Origin of the sequence: Rothia sp. SD9660Na (genome assembly GCF_030064065.1) — a bacterium.
Taxonomy (GTDB): Bacteria; Actinomycetota; Actinomycetes; order Actinomycetales; family Micrococcaceae; genus Rothia.
In genome coordinates, this window is sequence record NZ_CP125946.1 from 191,638 (window position 1) to 208,954 (window position 17,317).

A 17,317-nucleotide genomic window follows, 5' to 3' on the forward strand; every position below is an offset into this window, starting at 1 on the left:
TGATGGCGGGTAGCTACGGTTTTACCTGTGCAAGCCACCCTTAACGCCAGCCCCGAGCCAGGCTTACACAGGTAAAACCCCTGCCTACCCCGTTACAATGAGTCGGTGACTTCTCTAACCTGTCGTGCCCTAAATTTCCCGGTAGACCCTGCCACCGCTTTTCCTCTGCTGGCTGGCAGTTCTCCCTATGCTTTTTGGCTGGATTCAGCCCGCGACGAGTCGCCCATGTCCCGCTACTCCTACCTGGGGGCGCCCCTGGGTGGGGGAGTGCTACGCTACGCACAGCCGGGGCAGGTTGATGTGATCGATGTGAGCGGACGCTCGCACCAGGTTTATCGCGACAGCATCTGGCAGGTGCTCCCTGGCTTCCTGGAATCTGCGCCCCGCTCCGAACTCGGCGAGGGTAAGGACGCCCCGCCCACCGACGTCCTACTGGGCGGCTATGTGGGGTTTATGGGCTATGAGGCCCACGCAGACCTAGAAGTCACCGCCTTCCACAGCGAACACCCCCAGCGGGTGGCCCGCACCCCCGACGCCCTCTGGATGCCCGCAACCCACTACCTCATCTACGAGCACGCTAGTGGGAAAGCCTGGCTGGTTGGCCCCGCTGACTGGGTTGAAGAGACCGCGCAAAAACTGCTTAAAACTAGCTCTTCACCTGAATCTATAGCCGGTCAAGAATATGCTTCGCGGGTAGTTTTACCGGACTTCCCCCTGCCCGACCGCACGGACTATCTAGTTGCTATTGCTACCGCCCAGGCTGAGATTGCTGAGGGCAATAGCTACGAGGTCTGCCTGACGGCTGAGACCTCCGTGCAGCTGCCCACCCCGCTGGGGGCTGACGAACTGCTGAGCCTCTACCTGGCCCAGCGCCAGGCCAACGCCGCCCCCTACGCGGCCTTCCTACGCTGCGATGACTTTACGGTGCTCTCGTCCTCACCCGAAAAATTCTTGACGGTCACTGCCGAGGGCCGCGCCGAAGCCAAGCCCATCAAGGGCACCGTGCCGCGGGGCGCGTCCGCTCATGAAGATACCCAGGCGGCCGCCTGGCTCGCACAAGACCCCAAAACCCGGGCCGAAAACCTCATGATCGTGGACCTACTCCGCAACGACCTGTCGATGGTGTCTGAACCTGAGAGCGTGCGGGTGCCGGTACTGATGGGGGTGGAGTCCTACTCGACCGTGCACCAGCTGGTCTCGACCATCGTTTCCCAGCTGCGCCCGGGCATCACCGCCCTGGACGCGGTCGCCGCCTGCTTCCCCGGCGGCTCCATGACCGGTGCACCCAAGGCGGCCACCATGGCTATCATTGACCGGCTTGAGGGCCGGGCCCGCGGGGTCTACTCGGGCGCCCTGGGCTACCTGGGTGCGGACGGCTCAGCCGCCCTCTCCATCGTCATCAGGACGCTGGTAGCCCACTCCGACGGCCTTATCACCCTGGCTGCCGGTGGCGCTATCGTCGCTGATTCTGACCCGGCTGCCGAATATGACGAGATGGTCACCAAGCTCAAGGCAGCTGTGCCCAGGTAGCACCTGGTAGGGGCTGCGATAAGGTAAATAACCCTGTGAGCTGTGGGGTAGGCGGAAGCCTGCCCCTCTTTTTTTAAAAAACTCTTGCGCTTCCCCGCTCTGCAACTTAGGTTAATTACATGAGTAACTAACCAACTAGCCTGCCCGCTGGGCAGGTTAGGTAACCACACAGAAGGAGGTGCTCATGCTGACCGGTGACAAGCCGATCTTCCAACAAATTGCAGACCATATCAGCAGCGAAATTCTGGCAGGAACCTATGCCGAAGAAAGCCAGGTTCCCTCCACCAACGAATTCGCTCTCTTCTACCGGATCAACCCTGCAACCGCCGGTAAAGGCGTCAACCTCCTGGTCGACCAGGGCGTTCTCTACAAGAAACGAGGTATAGGCATGTTTGTGGCAACGGGGGCACAAGACATTCTGCGCACTAACCGGCGGCGCGACTTCATTGCCGGCTACATCACCCCGCTCATTGATGAGGCCCGTACCCTGGGCCTGAGCCAGGACGAGGTTCTCACGGCCCTCCGCGCCGGTTTCAATGCTGAGGGCGGTGGAGGCGCGAGCTCCCTGCGGACCCTCGGCGAAAGCGGGGAGCAGTCATGACGGCAGTAGTACGCACCCAGGGCCTCACCAAAATCTACGGCTCCACCGCAGCCCTCTCAGACATTAACATCACCCTGGAGGAGGGGCTTATCTACGGTCTGGCCGGGCGAAACGGCTCCGGTAAGACCACTTTGCTCGCTGCCCTCATCGGGCAGGTTACCCCCACCAGCGGTTCTGTTGAACTCTTTGGTACCAAGCCGAGTGGGCGCATCCTTGCCCGAACCCACTTTCAACGCACCCACCTGGCCTACCCCGACGGACTGAAAGTGCGGGACGTCCTGAGACTGGCAAGCCTAGCGTATCCGGCCTGGGACGAAACCCTGGCTGATACCCTCATCAAGGACTTTGCCCTCAACCCTGCGGCCAAGGCTCGCAAGCTATCCGATGGGCAGGCATCCGCCCTAGGAATCATCGTTGCCCTCGCCAGCCGGGCAGAACTCACCCTCATGGACGAACCCTACTCCGGCCTGGACCCTGTCGCCCGCACCATTTTCTATGACCGGCTCCTAACTGACTTTGCCCTCAACCCACGCACCATCGTCCTCTCCACCCACCTGCTCAATGAAATTGCGCCCCTGCTAGACCGCGTGCTGATGCTCCGTGACGGCGCCCTCGTACTCGACGGGTCCCACGACGAGGCTGCCACCAGCGCCCACGAAATTGCCGGTAGTCAAGACGCTATCAACGTCTACCTAGCCCGTACTGGACTAGTGGACGCCGTCGCCCGGCAGCGCGCAATCGGTTCGCTGGTCACAGCCCTACTCGCCGCCCCGCTCACCGAAACGAACGAACAGCTTGCGGTCTCGCTCGGAGTTCACATTCAACCCGTCAGCCTGCAGGACTCCCTGGCCGTACACAGCGACGCCACCTACTCACCCCTACTTGAGCCCCAAGGAGGTCGCCATGACTAGCACACTTCACGCTGAGCCCCTCTACCCAGCTCTACCGGAAGCACAGCCCACCCGTACCGGGGGAGGTACTCGTACCGTCTTCCGTATGCTCCTGAGCGAACGGGCTACCAGCACTCTACTTCCCCTGTTCCTGCCGCTCGGCATTGCAGTACTTATGCTGGGACTCGCTTGGGTTCATGCGGTTCTGACCGGCCACCCGCTGGCGGACTACAGCGGCTTCATTAACCACAACTCTATGCAGGTCATTATCCTGCCCCTGGTTCTGGGTGTGACTATGCTCCTCAGCTACCGGTCACATGTCCGGCTCATACTGGGGATGGGGCTAGGACGCTGGGACTACTTCCGTGGCTACCTCTCCTTAGCTCTCTACCGGGCGGCTCTTGCCACACTGGTCTACGCTGTAACCCTTGCCCTCGAATTGCTGAACAAGGGCTATGGGCGCGGGTGGCAGGTATTCAACCAGGACTTCGATACCTGGCCCTTTGCCTTTGATAAGACCTACAGCACTCTGGGGCGGGCATATACGGTAACAGATTACCTAGCTACCTGGTTTATCGTCCTGCTGGCTGTGCAGGTAGCAGCCCTCTTTATTGCCATAGTCTCCCTACGCTGGGGGCCTCTGGCGATGAGTCTGATGCTGTGTGTAGTGGTCCTGCTCATCTTCAATATTTCCCGTCAGCTCTTCGGGGCCACTGCCTGGGATATGGGTATTGGCACCCTCTGGGTCCAGTTCCATTCCGATTACGATACCTACAACATCTGGGAGCTGGCTGCAGCTCAGGGCGGAGTCTCTGACCGGGATATCTCTGTATTTGATCATCCTCCCCTTGAGTTGATCGTGTGGAAGTACGGTTTGCTCGTCTTCCCCCTCTGCGCCGCCTACCTGCTCTCCGCTATGAGCTGGGCTCGAGCGTCCTTACGCTAACCTGCCCTGCCTGCTACCTCCTAAAAAGTGCAAGTGCCTGTCACTTTTCACGGGGCACTTGCACTTTTCGCGGGGTAAATATCTGCCGGTCTACTAGACTAAAAGGCATGACTAACCTCTCCACCACCCTCCCCATCGAAGAAGCCCGCGAACGTCTGCGCGAGCTCATCAGCGAACTGGCCGTTGTGCGCGGCAAGGTCACCCTGGCCTCTGGTAAGGAAGCCGACTACTACGTTGATCTGCGCCGTATCACCCTGCACCACGAGGCCTCCCGCCTGGTTGGCCAGGTCATGCTCGACCTGCTCGACTCAGCCGGAATCGAATTTGACGCCGCAGGCGGCCTGACCATGGGCGCCGACCCCGTTGGCCACGCCATCATGCGCACCGCAGGCGACCAGGGCCGCGCCATCGACACCTTCGTGGTACGTAAGGCCCAGAAGTCCTACGGCATGGGCCGTCAAGTTGAGGGCCCCTCAGTGGAAGGACGCCGCGTGGTAGCTGTCGAGGACACCTCCACTACCGGCGGCTCCGCCCTCACCGCCGTCGAAGCCCTACGTAAGGCTGGCGCTGAGGTTGTAGCTGTTGCCGTCATTGTTGACCGTGCAACCGGCGCCAAGGAGCATATCGAAGAGGTTGCGGGCGTGCCCTGCCTCTACGCCTACTCCAAGACCGACCTGGGCCTGGACTAAGTGGCAGACCTAGAAGCAACCGAGCCCGAAACCGAGAGCTCGGAGCGGGAAATTGGCGTCGGCCCCTGGGAAGGCGAATGGCCAGAAGGCGACCACTGGGATCCCGAGCTACTGCGCGAGGGCGACCGCCGCAACGTCCTTGACCACTACCGCTACTGGACCATGGACGCCATCATCGCCGACCTCGACACCCGCCGCCACTCCTTCCACGTAGCCATCGAAAACTGGCAGCACGACCTCAACATCGGCACCGTGGTGCGCACCGCTAACGCCTTTCTGGCGAAAGAAGTGCACATTATCGGTAAGCGCCGCTGGAACCGGCGCGGGGCCATGGTGACCGACCGCTACCAGCACGTGCGCCACCACCCTACCGTCGAAGACTTTGTGACCTGGGCGAAGGGGGAGGGGCTTGCCATTATTGGCATTGATATTTTCCCCGACTCCAAGCAGCTGGAAACCTACGACCTGCCCAAGGACTGCGTGCTGGTGTTTGGTCAGGAGGGGCCCGGCCTGTCAGAGGAGATTCACGCGGCCGCCGAGGCAACCCTGTCTATCGAGCAGTACGGCTCCACCCGGTCTATGAACGCAGCGACCGCCGCTGGTATCGCCATGCATGCCTGGATCCGCCGCCACGAGTTTGGCCAGCGCGTCAGCTAGACCTGGGGGTGGACGCCTGCCCCGGCGTCCGCTGGTGCTAAGTGTCCATGAAAGTCGCGGAGTACCCACATCTTTCGTGGGCACTCCGCGATTCTCGTAAGCACTTGCATTTCTGCAGAAACTTTCCTCCTGAAATATTTTATTCATGTACTAGCGGGTCTAGAATGGCTCTGTAGGCTAAAGACGAGAGCAAAGAGGTGCAGCATGGCTACGAAACCGGAACCCAACAAGAACCCCCAGCTGCCCACCACCAGCAGCCCGCGCAAGCTCATGGCGGCCCTGCTCACTCCGCTCTTCATGGCCCTCATGGCTATCTCGGTGGTCAATGTTGCTCTCACCCCCATCGGGAACTCTCTGAACGCAGGCTCCAGCCAGACCCAGTGGGTAGTCTCGGGTTACGCCCTGGCATTCGGCGTGCCCCTGGTTGCCGCGGGGCGCATTGGTGACGCCACCGGCCGCCGCCGCATGTTCATGATCGGCGTTTCCTTCTTCACTCTAGGCTCCCTGCTCAGCGCTATTGCACCCACCATCGAAATCCTCATCGCCGCCCGCGTGCTCCAGGGCCTCGGCGCGGGCTTCTTCAACCCCCAAACCACCGGCATCATCCAGGCCAACTTCACCGGCCAGGCCCGCGCCCGCGCCTACGGTATGTTCGGTACGGTGGTGGCACTCGCCGTCATTGTGGGGCCGGTGCTCGGCGGCTTCCTCATCCAGATTTTCGGGGACTCCTTAGGCTGGCGCATGATGTTCCTGGTCAACGTACCTATCGGGCTTGCCGGGCTGCTGCTGGCCCGTCTTTGGGTGCCCAACGACCGGCCGTCCGCCCCCTCGGCCCAGCGCGCCCGCCTCGACCTAGACCCCGTCGGTATGACCACCCTGGCCCTGGCAATCTTCGCGGTACTCTTCCCCTTCGTCGAGCGCAGCGGCAACCCGCTAGTCTGGGCGGTTCTGCCCATCGGTCTTGCCTTCATCGCCTTCTTTATTGCCTGGGAAAAGCGCTATAAGAAGGCCGGGCGCCCGCCCATGCTCGATATCGACCTGGTAACCAAGCCCGCCTTCCGCAACGGCATCATGATCGTGACCCTCTACTTCTTGGGCAACACCAGCGTCTGGTTGGTAATCCCCATTTACGTGCAGAACCACCTGGGGCAAAGCGCGCTGACCGCCGCGCTGATTACCATTCCCTCCTCCCTGCTCTCTGCTTTTGCAGCTCCCTGGGCAGGACGCCGTGTGCTGGCTATGGGGCGCCGTATAGTGATGCTGGGGTTCGGGTTGTCGCTCACCTCGATTGTGGCCACCATGCTCACCGTGACCCCTGTGGAGCAGGGCCTGCTACCGGTGTGGGCTCTGGCGGTGCCCCTGATTCTTATCGGTGCCGGTGGTGGTCTAGTGATTTCTCCCAACCAGACCCTGACCCTGGCGTCCGTACCTCCCGCTATCAGCGGTGTAGCTGGCGGCGTGCTCTCCCTCGGCCAGCGCATGGGCACCGCAATCGGTACCGCCATCATTCCCTCGATTCTTTACGGGCTGGTTGAATCGGGCGCCCACTGGAACGTGGGTCTCATAGCCTCCTTCGGGGCTATCGTGCTGACGCTCTCGCTGGGTCTTGCCTTCACCGTCGCCGACCGCCGCCGCGAACTGCGCGAGGGGTAACACTCGCCCGCGTCCGCTTCATAAAAGTGCTTATCAGGTACAGTAAAAGCATTCCCTGTACACACATTCCGCCTAGGTGAGCTGTTTCTTCTTTCGAAACGGCTACCTGCGGCATCAGCACACAATGAAGTGAGGTTGATATGGACAAGCCCCACATCACGGGTGACCACCTGCAAAAATACAGTGCAGCCCCCACCCAGGCCATCGACCAAATCCACCGCTCGCGCGGCTCCCAAGCGCCCGAGGTTGAAGCCGGCGAACGCAAGAAGCGCCTCATTGGCCTCTTCGGCGGCCTGCTTGCAGCCGCCCTGGTCTATGTCATCATGCCCGGCGACGTACCCGACGCCGCACGCCTGACCGCAGCCACCGCCGTCCTGATGGGTGCCTGGTGGATGACCGAGGCCCTGCCCATTCCCGCCACCGCCCTGCTGCCGCTGGTGATTTTTCCCGTCTTCAACAGCGAAGTAAAAATCAACGACATCGGCGCTAGCTACGGCAACAACATCATCTTCCTCTTCATGGGCGGCTTCCTGCTGGCTTTGGCCATGCAGCGCTGGAACCTACACCGCCGCATCGCCCTGCTCACCCTCAAGGTCATGGGCACCAAGCCCTCCATGATGGTTGCGGGCTTCATGGTAGCCACCGGCTTTCTCTCCATGTGGGTCTCGAACACCGCCACCGCCGTCATGATGATTCCCATCGGCGTCTCCGTGCTCATGCTCATCGCCCAGGCCAGCGGCACCACCGAGATTAAGATTAAGCACGGCGCCTCCCCCGACGACCAGGCCGTCAAAGACGCCGTGATTAAGTCCGACTTCGGTACCGCCCTCATGCTGGGTATCGCCTACTCCGCCTCCATCGGTTCCCTGGGCACCCTGATTGGTACCCCACCCAACACCCTGCTGGCCGGGTATATGGCAGACACCCACGACGTACACATCGGCTTTGGCCAGTGGATGCTGGTAGGCGTACCCCTGTCTGTGGTGGTTCTCTTTGTCTGCTGGTTCCTGCTGACCAAGGTGCTCTTCAAACCCGAAATTAAAGAGATTCCCGGTGGTAAGAAACTCATTGCCAACGAATATGCCAAGCTCGGCGCCATGAGCTCGGGCGAACTGCGCGTGCTCATTATCTTCATCGCAGCCGCGCTGGCCTGGATTTTCGTCCCCATCATCTGGTCTGAATCCCCACCCATCACCGACGCCGGCATCGCCATGGCCGTTGGCCTGCTGCTCTTTGCTCTCCCCGCCGGTGGCACCGCTAACAAGGGCGTGCGCCTCATTGACTGGGAAACCGCAACCAAGCTGCCCTGGGGCGTGCTGCTGCTCTTCGGCGGCGGTCTAGCCCTCTCAGGCCAGTTCACCAGCTCCGGCCTCACCCAGTGGATCGGTGACTCCGTTGGCGCCCTCGGCACCCTGCCCATCCTCGTCATCGTGCTGCTGGTGACCGCCGGCGTCATCTTCCTGACCGAACTCACCAGTAACACCGCCACCGCAGCCACCTTCCTGCCCGTCGCCGGGGGCATCGCCATGGGCATGGGCTACGACCCCATGCTGCTCGCCATCCCCGTCGCCCTCGCCGCCACCTGCGCCTTCATGCTCCCCGTAGCGACCCCGCCCAACGCCATCGCCTACGGTTCGGGCTACGTCACCATCGGGCAGATGGTCAAGGGCGGCCTCTGGCTCAACCTCTTCTCTATCGTGGCAATCACCGCAGTGACCATGACCCTGGCCATGTGGATTTTCGCGCTGTAAACCGTATTCAAAAGGTTTGGCAGGCTCACGCTGGCTACGACCCCCGCCTCACTCACCTTTTGAATACCCCTCACTAAACCCATAAAAACCCAACACCCTAACACCGGCAAGCACCAAATGCCGGTGTTAGGGTGCTTAAGACCCCCAGAAATACATGGTTTTCTGTGGGTTTATGTCCGAAATTAGTGTGGGAAACCTACCCTTTCCCGCCGCGCCCTTGGTAAACTGAAAAGCAGGCAGGCGCTCGCCCCGCGCGTCCTCACAAGGCACCGGGTGCAGCGCCAACTCACACCAGGCCACCAACCGGGTGGCCCCACCGACAACCAAGGAGTCAGCATGCCTATTGCAACCCCTGAAGTCTACGCAGAAATGCTCGAAAACGCCCGCGCCAAGGGCTTTGCATACCCCGCAGTCAACGTCACCTCTTCACAGACCCTGAACGCAGCTATCCGCGGCTTCGCAGAAGCAGGCTCAGACGGCATCATCCAGGCCTCCACCGGTGGCGCCGCCTACTGGTCAGGCCCCAACAAGAAGAACATGGTTGTCGGCTCCCTCGCCTTCGCTGCCTACGCACGCGAAGTTGCTAAGCAGTACGACGTCAACATCGCCCTGCACACCGACCACTGCCCCCAGGACAAGCTCGATGACTTCGTGCTGCCCCTACTTGCAGAATCAGAGAAGGCTGTAGCCCGCGGTGAAGACCCCATCTTCAACTCCCACATGTGGGACGGCTCCGCTATCTCCCTCGAAGAGAACCTCAAAATCGCTCAGGAACTGATCGAGCGCACCTCCAAGAACCACCAGGTTCTCGAAGTTGAAATCGGCGCAGTTGGCGGCGAAGAAGACGGCGTTGAAGGCGCTATCGACGACTCCCTCTACACCACCGTTGAGGACGCCATCAAGACCGTTGAGGCCATCGGCCTGGGCGAAAAGGGCACCTACATGGCAGCCCTGACCTTCGGTAACGTCCACGGCGTTTACAAGCCCGGTAACGTTCACCTGCGCCCCGAACTGCTCAAGGAAATCCAGACCGAGGTTGGCGCCAAGTACGGCAAGGGCGAAAAGCCCTTCTTCCTGGTCTTCCACGGCGGCTCAGGCTCCACCGAGCAGGAGATCGCAGATGCAGTGTCCTACGGTGTTATCAAGATGAACATCGACACCGACACCCAGTACGCCTACACCCGCCCCGTCGTGGATCACATGTTCCGCAACTACGACGGCGTGCTCAAGGTTGACGGCGAGGTTGGCAACAAGAAGACCTACGACCCCCGCGTATGGGGTGCAGCTGCTGAAGCTGGTATGGCTGCTCGCGTTGTTGAGGCTGCCCAGCAGCTCGGCTCCGCTGGTACCTCCGGCAAGTAAGCCCTGTAGCTAGGCTCGTTAGCCTAGACCAAAGGCGCCGGACGCTCCCGCTTGTGCGGGTGCGTCCGGCGCCTTTGTCGTGCTGAGGGGCCTTTAGACGATAGACATGAAGGTCATGATGTTCACCAGGTTGGTGAAGTCAATGAACATGCCACCGACGATGGGCAGGATGAAGAAGGCGAGTTTGGATGCCTTGTACTTGGTGACCAGGGATGCCATGTTGGCGATGCCGTTGGGGGTTGCGCCCATGCCGAAGCCGCAGTGGCCGGCGGAGAGGATGGCAGCGTCGTAGTCTGAACCCATGGCGCGGAAGGTAACGAAGTTAGTCCAAACCCACATGAGCGCAACCTGGGCCAGGAGCAGCACGATGAGGGGGATAGCCAGCTCGGCCAGTTGCCAGAGCTGCACGTTCATGAGGGCCATTGCCAGGAAGACGTTGAGGCCGATGTTGCCCAAAACTTCGACCTCCTGCTCGGGCACGAGCTCATGATATTCCTTGGAGTTACGGCGGTCGCTGATGTAGCGCAGGGTGATGGCGATAATCATGGGGCCCATATAGCTGGGGAAGGCGGCGCGGTCGGTGAGCTGACCGACCAGGTAGTTGAGGGCTTCGGTTAGGTAGCTACCGATGAACATGGCGACCAGGATCATGATGAAGCCGTGCAGGACGCTGTCGGCGTCGAGTTTGCGGGGGCGTACGGTCAGCAGGGCCGTATTGATGTTGACCTGGTGGGAGGACTCTTTTTCAAGCAGGTTGTGCTTGATGATGAGACGGTTGGCAACGGGGCCGCCCATGAGCGAGCCAGCAATCAGGCCGAAGGTTGCAGCGGTGTAGGCGACGGTTTCTGCGCCGGTGACGCCGGAGGCTTCAACGAGCGGGGCGATACCGCCAGAAACGCCGTGGCCACCGGTCATGGGGGTGGAGCCGGTCATCAGCGCCAGGGCGGGGTCGACGTTGACCACGGGGGCGATCAGGACGGCCACGATGTTCTGGGCGATACAGAGACCCGTTGCTACCAGCAGGAAGAGGCCTACCTTTGAGCCGGCTGACTTGAGCACCTTGAGGGAGGCGCCGTAGCCGACCGAGGTGAAGAAGATGACCATGAAGAAGCTCTGCAGGGTAGTGTCGAACTTGATGGTCAGCACCCCGGTCTGGTTGAGCACCAGGTTGACCAGGGAGAAAAGGAAGCCGCCGATAACGGGTGAGGGGATAGCAAAGCGCTGGAAGAAGTAGAAGCGGTTCTTAATCCACATACCGAGTAGGAGCAGCATTACTGCCCAGCCGGCGGACTGAACCATAGTCAGTTCAAGCGTCATAGGAGTCTCTCTGTATCTATGTGATCGTGTGTGTTTTCCACTTCGTCGGTGAAGTTGACCTTTCACACTATACGGGACGTCTTGGTGCGGTGCGGCTGGGTTTCCATCACAGTGAGGCGCGCGGACGCATCCCGTCGGCAGGCGCGGGAGTAGCTGGCGGGCGGAACTAGGCCTAAATACAAAAAAGGGTGTTTTTGGGAGTTAGGGGCTTGGAGCGAGGGTTCTATCTCCCAAAAAAGGGGGTTTTTGGGAGATAGGTCCGGTTATGATGGAGTCTAACTACCAAAAACAGCCATTTTTGTGAGATAGGGGTAGGCCTTGAAGAAATACAAGAGTCTGAAAACAGTCTTCCACCAGTTCGATGCCCCCACCGCCCAGGAAGAAGCTAGGCGGAGAAGAGCTAACGGTTTTGAAACCTCCTTTCGGGTAGGTGAGCACTCCCTTTTCTATACGGCTACACCCCAGCTCCTAGTCTTACAGGAGCAGGTGCTTCTGAATGAGCGGACGATTGAACAGCTCGCTGCTGACATTCCTCTGGCTGCCCAAAGGGGCTACCTCTACGAGCTGATTGTCCGTGAAATTACAGCAACTAATGAGCTGGAAGGTGTGCGTTCAACCCGGCAGGAAATTCAGGAGGCTCTTGAAGCTGAGCCCCTTGAGAATAAGTCTTTTAGGGAGATAGCCCGGCTTTACCTGGAGCTTTCTGAGGGCAGAATCGAGGCTCCCCGGACTCTACAGGAAATAAGAGACATCTACGATGCTCTTTTTGGTGCAGAAATCTCTAGCCAGGACGCTCTGGACGGGGAGCTTTTTAGGGCTGGCCCGGTCTATATCCGGGATGGCGCTGGTGCAACCGTTCATGCCGGTACACAGGGCGAACCTGCAATCTGGGAACAACTACAGGCTATGCTGGCGCATCTTGAGGAGGATACTCCCTTTCTTCTCTCTCGGGTTGTTTCTCATTTTATGTTTGAGGCTGTGCACCCTTTCTATGACGGTAATGGGCGGTTCGGGCGTTTTTTCTTAAGCGCCCAGTTGCAGGAGGTGCTCTCTACCTACACGGTGCTTACGCTCTCACACGTTGTGAACCAGAAAAAAGAGGAGTACCACAGGGCCTTTAGCGATGTTGAAGAGCCCCTTAACTACGGTGAGGTTACCTCTTTTGCCCATGTCATCCTAGGGTTTATTTATGATGCCCAGTGTGAGCTTCTGGACGACTTTATGCAGAAGAGAGAACTTATAGAGTCACTGCGGGAACGGGTTGATGGCCTCAAAGACGGTAGTTTTGAACTGGCATCTGGCGCATGTGACGTGCTTTTTATTGTGGGGCAGACCTACCTTTTGAGCGGTGGCCGCGGGCTTTCCTGGGATGAGCTGACCCAGATGTTAGAAAAATCGCGCAACACCGTTCGGGCCTACCTCGTTGAACTAGAGCAGCAAAAACTCGTTGAGCGTACTTCCTCCCGCCCCCTGCGTATTCGGTTGAGTGAGGCCGGCAAGACCCTGCTTTTCCCCGAGCACGCGTAGACTTTTTGTAGTTACAAGAATTTGAGTTGAATGGAGTACCCATGTCACTTGCCGGTAAGAACCTGCTAGATGGCCCCGCCCCCACCCTGCTGCCTGAAGAGCCTGAGCTGACCGCCCGCGTCCGCGCCGGTGAGGCCCCCGCTGACCTTGCGCAGGCCTTCCCCAAGTCATCCCTGGCCTGGGCCCTGCTGGCTGAAGAGACTCTGAAGGCTGGCAAGACCCTTGAAGCCTACGCCTACGCTCGCGTGGGTTACCACCGCGGTCTGGACGCCCTGCGCGGCAACGGCTGGCGCGGGCACGGCCCGATTCCGGTGAGCCACGAACCGAATCGGGGCTTCTTGAAGGCCCTGCTGATTCTGGGTCAGACCGCCGCCGCCATCGGTGAGGCGGACGAAGCTGAGCGTATCGAGAAGTTCCTGAACGACTCCGACCCGGCTGCTGCCGCCGAGCTTGCCTAGTCGCCGTCCACCCCGGGTTTTCTAAGAATATAAAGAAAACCCGGGGCGGTTTGTCTTCGTTCAACAAAAGGGCGTAGGCTGATTAACGCAACAGTTTTCAACGACGAAAATGAATGGGAGACCCCTCATGCGCATTGGCGTACCCCGCGAAATCAAGCCCCAGGAACAGCGCGTTGGCCTCACCCCCGACGGTGTGCTGGCTCTTGTTCAGGCTGGCCACGACGTGCTGGTAGAGAAGGACGCCGGACTCGGCGCAGGCTTCCCCAACGAGGAATACGAGAAGGCAGGCGCTACCTTAGTCAGCCAGGATGAGGCCTGGAACCAGGCTGAACTGCTCGTGAAGGTCAAAGAGCCGATTGAGCCCGAGTACAAGTACCTGCGCGAGGATCTGACCCTTTTCACCTACCTGCACCTAGCTGCCGATAAGCCCCTGACCGAGGCTCTGCTGGCTGCTAAGACCCGCGGTATTGCGTATGAGACTGTGCGTAACGGCCGCGCCCTGCCCCTGTTGCTTCCTATGAGTGAGGTTGCGGGCCGTCTGGCTGCTCAGGCTGCGACCCAGTACACCATGGCTACCGAGGGTGGCCAGGGTATTCTGCTGGGTGGCGTGCCCGGTGTTGCCCCCGGCCGCGTGGTGGTTCTGGGTGGCGGCAATGTGGGTACTCACGCCGCTAAGCTGGCTGTTGGTGCTGGCGCTGAGGTTACTATTCTTGAGGGGTACGGCCCCCGTGTGCGTGAACTGTCTGACCTGTTTGGCTCCAGCGCGCGCGTGCTGAACTCCACTCCCGCAAATATTGAGCGTGAAATCGCTGCGGCCGATGTGATTATCGGTTCGATTCTGGTTCCTGGCGCTAAGGCTCCTAAGGTCGTGCGCCGTGAGCACCTGAAGACCATGAAGCCCGGCACCCTGCTGATTGACGTTGCGATTGACCAGGGCGGCTGTTTCGAGACCTCCCGCCCCACCACCTATGCTGACCCGATTTTTGAGGTGGACGGCATCCGTCACTACTGCGTTGCTAACATGCCCGGTGCTGTGCCCCGCACTTCGACTATCGCCCTGACCGACGCCACCCTGCCCTACGTGCTGAAGCTGGCTGCTGGTGTGGACGAGGCTCTAGCTAACAACCCCGACCTGGCTCTGGGTCTGAATACCGATGCTGGCAAGATTACTTTTGCCGGTGTTGCTGAGGCCTTCCCCGAGCTGCCTGCCGCCTAGGTTTTAGAGGTAGCTTAAGGGTGCGGACGCCCGCCCCACCTTCCTGCCCTGCGGCAGGGGAGTGGGGCGGGCGTCCTTGCTGTTAAGGGGCTACTTGCTGTGCTTGCCCGTGTAGGGCGGGCGTACCGGTAGGATCCTGCGGGCCAGGAGGTAGAGCATGTAGGCTAGCCCGGCATGGAGGGCAGCGGTGCCCCAGGCCGTGAACGCGATGGACTCCGGGAGCAGAGAATAGAAGAGGAAGGTTCCTAGTATGGTACCTGCCAGGCCGAGAAGGAGGATTCCGGCTGCATGCCAGACATACTTGCCCTGCCAAGGAAAACGAGCCATCTCGAGGCCGACCCCGCCAAGAAAGATTGAGACAAACCCCAGCCAGGTGCTGTCGGCGTATATGCCCCAGGCCATAGACCCGTAGCCCAGGCCAATGACCAAGGCTGCTGCGGGGGAAGCCCCAATGACTATGGGGTCTTTGCTCGGTGTGTGTGTCGGTGAGTTTGTCATTCTTGCTCCCTGATGGGGTGGTAGCCGGGGGTGACGAAGCGGTGAAATAGCAGGGTGGTGAATGCCAGAAGGGGGAGGCGCCAAGAGGTGCTGGCGGGGTCGTCCAGGCCGGGGTAGAGCAGGGCAAGGACGGCCACCGCGAAAACCGTCTGGGAGGCTAAACCATAGCTGATAGGCAGGGTTCTTTTTGCTGATGCGCGACAACGGCTAATGTAAAAGCCGAACGCCACACAGCAGAAGACAAGAACCATATTGAGCAGGTGGGCCTGGAATATGAGACTGGCTGCGAGAGCCGTGAAGAGGGCTGTGACGGTGAGGGTTTGCAACCAGTTGTAGCCGATGCGCTCCTCGTGGGTGTAGGACGCGGACGCCTGCTGCACGGCCGGGCGGGACTGGATGGTCTGTTCGGTCATGGGAATCTCCTCCTTGAGATTTCTACCATTATAGAACTGTAGGTTCTAGCCAGGCTAGGGTCGCCCGCTATTTTTCGTTGGGTATGACTGGTTTACTCTTGTGAATCCAGGGCATCGCGAACCGGGCCGCCATGGTGAGGGTACCAAAGCTGCTGATGAGGCTTGCAATGTTTGACCAGGTATCTGTTTCTGGCTCGGTGAGAATAAGCCACATAACGGTAAAGAACCAGATGACAAGAGTTACGAGGAAGAGAACGGTGTAGCTGGTGCGGGTGTATGTTTCGATACGGTCATATTTGAGTTTGGACTGGTCTTGCGTGTACCAGATGGGGATGAATATGAGTGGGAAGAGCCCAGCTAAGTAGCCGTGTCCTGTAAGTATGACGGTAAGCATGCCTGTGTATATGGCTGCGAGGAGAAGAGACGGCCCCCAGGGCGCTCCGTTGGCCTGGTAGCCAATTTTTTCGGCGGTCTGTAAGGGTGTTGTCATGGCGGTAACCTCCTTGTTGTTTGCCTACTCCACCCAATTATATCATTGCTTACTATTTTGGAGGGCAGAGAAAAGGTCGCAACCTTCTGGTTGCGACCTTTTCTCATACACACACATTTCTTTCGCACCTATCCCTCACGGGAGGAGCTTCAGAGGTTACACACATTTCTCTGAAGGAGGTGACTCATCGCCACAGTGAGATTCTCAGTCTCTTGAGGTGGTGAGGTTTTCTCTCCTCGTCCTCATGTCTTTAACTATGGCACCCCAACCTTTGAGCTCAATTCGGGGAACCTGTGCGAAACCTAAGAAAATACTTTTCTGGTGAAGTTTCTTGGGTGAGGGGCTGGGTTAGCCGCTGGTGCAGCCCCAGGCGTCCGCACCCGCGGCGCAGTCGTCAGCAACTAACCCAACCTGTGTGCGCCAAACCCGCACCAGCTGCGGGTCGCTGGTACGGCTGACTGTACCGTCGATGACCTGCCAGGGCCCGCCATCGACGGAGTATTCACCGCGGTAGGTGGTGGTCAGGGCGAAGTAGTAGTCGCCGGGGTCTGTGTAGCGGTGGGAGGTGTCGGTGGGCTGGTCCCAGACGTCCGTGCCGAGCTGGTAGCCGGGGTAGGCGACCGGACCGAGCGTGGCGCCGTCCCCATAGTCGAAGGTGTAGGAGATGGGGGTTGCACGGAGTGCGACGTTTTGGCCGTTGATGGTGCGCGTGAATTCTTGGGGGTTGGGGTTGGCCCAGAAGTTGGTGTTGTAGTTTTTGAGGGTGTGGGGCGCGCGTTCTTGGTGGGGTGTGGCGGCTGCGATAGGGAAGGTGTCGAAGTCGTGGGTTGTGAGGGTGACGCGGACGGTGCGTAGCACGGTTTGCCCGTTTTCTTCGGCGAGTTCTAGGCCTGCGGCTTCGAGTTCTGCTGGGGTGAGGGGGACGCAGCCGATGGGGCCTTGGGGAGTGTTGTAGGGGGTGTCTGCACCGTCGGCCCAGTCGGATGGGACGAGGGAGAGGACGCCGAGGTCCCCGTTGCCTGCTAGGCAGTAGGTGCCTGGGGAGGGCGAGCCCCCTACTTGGAGGGCTGCGCGGTTGGGGCCTCGGGGCTTATCGAAGTAGATGAGTTTAACCGCTGCCAAAGTGTCGGTGAGGGTGCCTTCTACTTTGTGGTCTTCGACTATCGTTTCATCTTGTTCGAAGCCAGTTGCGGTTTCCCAATCGTATTCAATACTTACCTTGAATTCATTACCATCAGTTTCACCAGAATCGTTAGCTGTAGCGGAGTCGAGGGGCACAAGTAGTCCAAGTGATAACAGAGGGATGACTAAGCAGTATT

General features: G+C 59.8%; 17 protein-coding genes. 12 read left to right on the forward strand and 5 right to left on the reverse strand.

Translation table 11 applies throughout. The annotated features are described in order from the left end of the window. The first annotated feature begins 105 nt into the window (after positions 1-105). The 9 genes from QM007_RS01035 to fbaA all read left to right on the forward strand — a co-directional run bounded on the left by QM007_RS01035 (position 106) and on the right by fbaA (position 10,079). Positions 106-1,530, forward strand: a complete 1,425-nt coding sequence (locus QM007_RS01035; RefSeq protein WP_283490170.1) for an anthranilate synthase component I family protein — start codon at positions 106-108, stop codon at positions 1,528-1,530. Between the two features lie 184 nt (positions 1,531-1,714). Continuing rightward, positions 1,715-2,131 carry a GntR family transcriptional regulator gene (locus tag QM007_RS01040; protein ID WP_283490171.1) on the forward strand — a complete coding sequence of 139 codons (417 nt, stop codon included), beginning with the start codon at positions 1,715-1,717 and terminating at the stop codon, positions 2,129-2,131. Next, positions 2,128-3,042, forward strand: a complete 915-nt coding sequence (locus tag QM007_RS01045) for an ATP-binding cassette domain-containing protein (protein ID WP_283490172.1) — start codon at positions 2,128-2,130, stop codon at positions 3,040-3,042. Before QM007_RS01040 ends, QM007_RS01045 begins: the two co-directional genes overlap by 4 nt. Further along, entirely contained in the window at positions 3,035-3,967 is a 933-nt protein-coding gene (locus tag QM007_RS01050) for a hypothetical protein (RefSeq protein WP_283490173.1), read from the forward strand. The genes QM007_RS01045 and QM007_RS01050 overlap by 8 nt, the downstream gene beginning before the upstream one ends. A gap of 107 nt (positions 3,968-4,074) precedes the next feature. Continuing rightward, on the forward strand, positions 4,075-4,656 hold the full coding sequence (pyrE, locus tag QM007_RS01055; RefSeq protein WP_237187354.1) for an orotate phosphoribosyltransferase: 582 nt from the start codon (positions 4,075-4,077) through the stop codon (positions 4,654-4,656). Next, a complete protein-coding gene (locus tag QM007_RS01060) occupies positions 4,657-5,313 on the forward strand; it encodes a TrmH family RNA methyltransferase (protein WP_283490174.1) in 657 nt (218 codons plus the stop codon). It begins immediately after the preceding gene. Positions 5,314-5,517: 204 nt separating this feature from the next. Then, complete coding sequence (locus tag QM007_RS01065; protein WP_283490175.1) at positions 5,518-6,966, forward strand: MFS transporter; 1,449 nt, start codon at positions 5,518-5,520, stop codon at positions 6,964-6,966. 140 nt (positions 6,967-7,106) lie between these two features. Then, entirely contained in the window at positions 7,107-8,717 is a 1,611-nt protein-coding gene (locus tag QM007_RS01070; protein ID WP_283490176.1) for an SLC13 family permease, read from the forward strand. Positions 8,718-9,053: 336 nt separating this feature from the next. Next, positions 9,054-10,079, forward strand: a complete 1,026-nt coding sequence (gene fbaA / locus QM007_RS01075; protein ID WP_135012224.1) for a class II fructose-bisphosphate aldolase — start codon at positions 9,054-9,056, stop codon at positions 10,077-10,079. A gap of 93 nt (positions 10,080-10,172) precedes the next feature. On the opposite strand, the gene gltS is transcribed toward fbaA, so the two are convergent. Beyond that, entirely contained in the window at positions 10,173-11,396 is a 1,224-nt protein-coding gene (gene gltS / locus QM007_RS01080; RefSeq protein ID WP_283490177.1) for a sodium/glutamate symporter, read from the reverse strand. A gap of 318 nt (positions 11,397-11,714) precedes the next feature. Here gltS and QM007_RS01085 point away from each other — a divergent pair, with 318 nt between their 5' ends. From QM007_RS01085 to ald, 3 genes are all read left to right on the forward strand, one after another. After that, positions 11,715-12,923, forward strand: coding sequence for a Fic family protein (locus QM007_RS01085; RefSeq protein ID WP_283490178.1), 1,209 nt, complete (start codon positions 11,715-11,717; stop codon positions 12,921-12,923). Positions 12,924-12,964: 41 nt separating this feature from the next. Then, entirely contained in the window at positions 12,965-13,381 is a 417-nt protein-coding gene (locus tag QM007_RS01090) for a DUF3151 domain-containing protein (protein ID WP_283490179.1), read from the forward strand. Between the two features lie 127 nt (positions 13,382-13,508). Beyond that, the gene (ald, locus tag QM007_RS01095) at positions 13,509-14,597 is read left to right on the forward strand and encodes an alanine dehydrogenase (RefSeq protein ID WP_283490180.1); all 1,089 of its coding nucleotides are present in this window, start codon (positions 13,509-13,511) and stop codon (positions 14,595-14,597) included. A gap of 90 nt (positions 14,598-14,687) precedes the next feature. Here the strand turns inward: ald and QM007_RS01100 are convergent, their stop codons facing one another. The 4 genes from QM007_RS01100 to QM007_RS01115 all read right to left on the reverse strand — a co-directional run bounded on the left by QM007_RS01100 (position 14,688) and on the right by QM007_RS01115 (position 17,276). Continuing rightward, positions 14,688-15,095 (reverse strand): hypothetical protein, encoded by a 408-nt coding sequence (locus tag QM007_RS01100; RefSeq protein ID WP_283490181.1) that lies wholly within the window; start codon positions 15,093-15,095, stop codon positions 14,688-14,690. Beyond that, positions 15,092-15,508, reverse strand: a complete 417-nt coding sequence (locus QM007_RS01105; RefSeq protein ID WP_283490182.1) for a hypothetical protein — start codon at positions 15,506-15,508, stop codon at positions 15,092-15,094. Before QM007_RS01105 ends, QM007_RS01100 begins: the two co-directional genes overlap by 4 nt. Before the next feature lie 67 nt (positions 15,509-15,575). Further along, positions 15,576-15,998: a hypothetical protein gene (locus QM007_RS01110; protein WP_283490183.1), complete on the reverse strand. Its 423-nt coding sequence runs from the start codon at positions 15,996-15,998 to the stop codon at positions 15,576-15,578. A gap of 348 nt (positions 15,999-16,346) precedes the next feature. Continuing rightward, a complete protein-coding gene (locus QM007_RS01115; RefSeq protein WP_283490184.1) occupies positions 16,347-17,276 on the reverse strand; it encodes a hypothetical protein in 930 nt (309 codons plus the stop codon). Between the last annotated feature and the right edge of the window lie 41 nt (positions 17,277-17,317).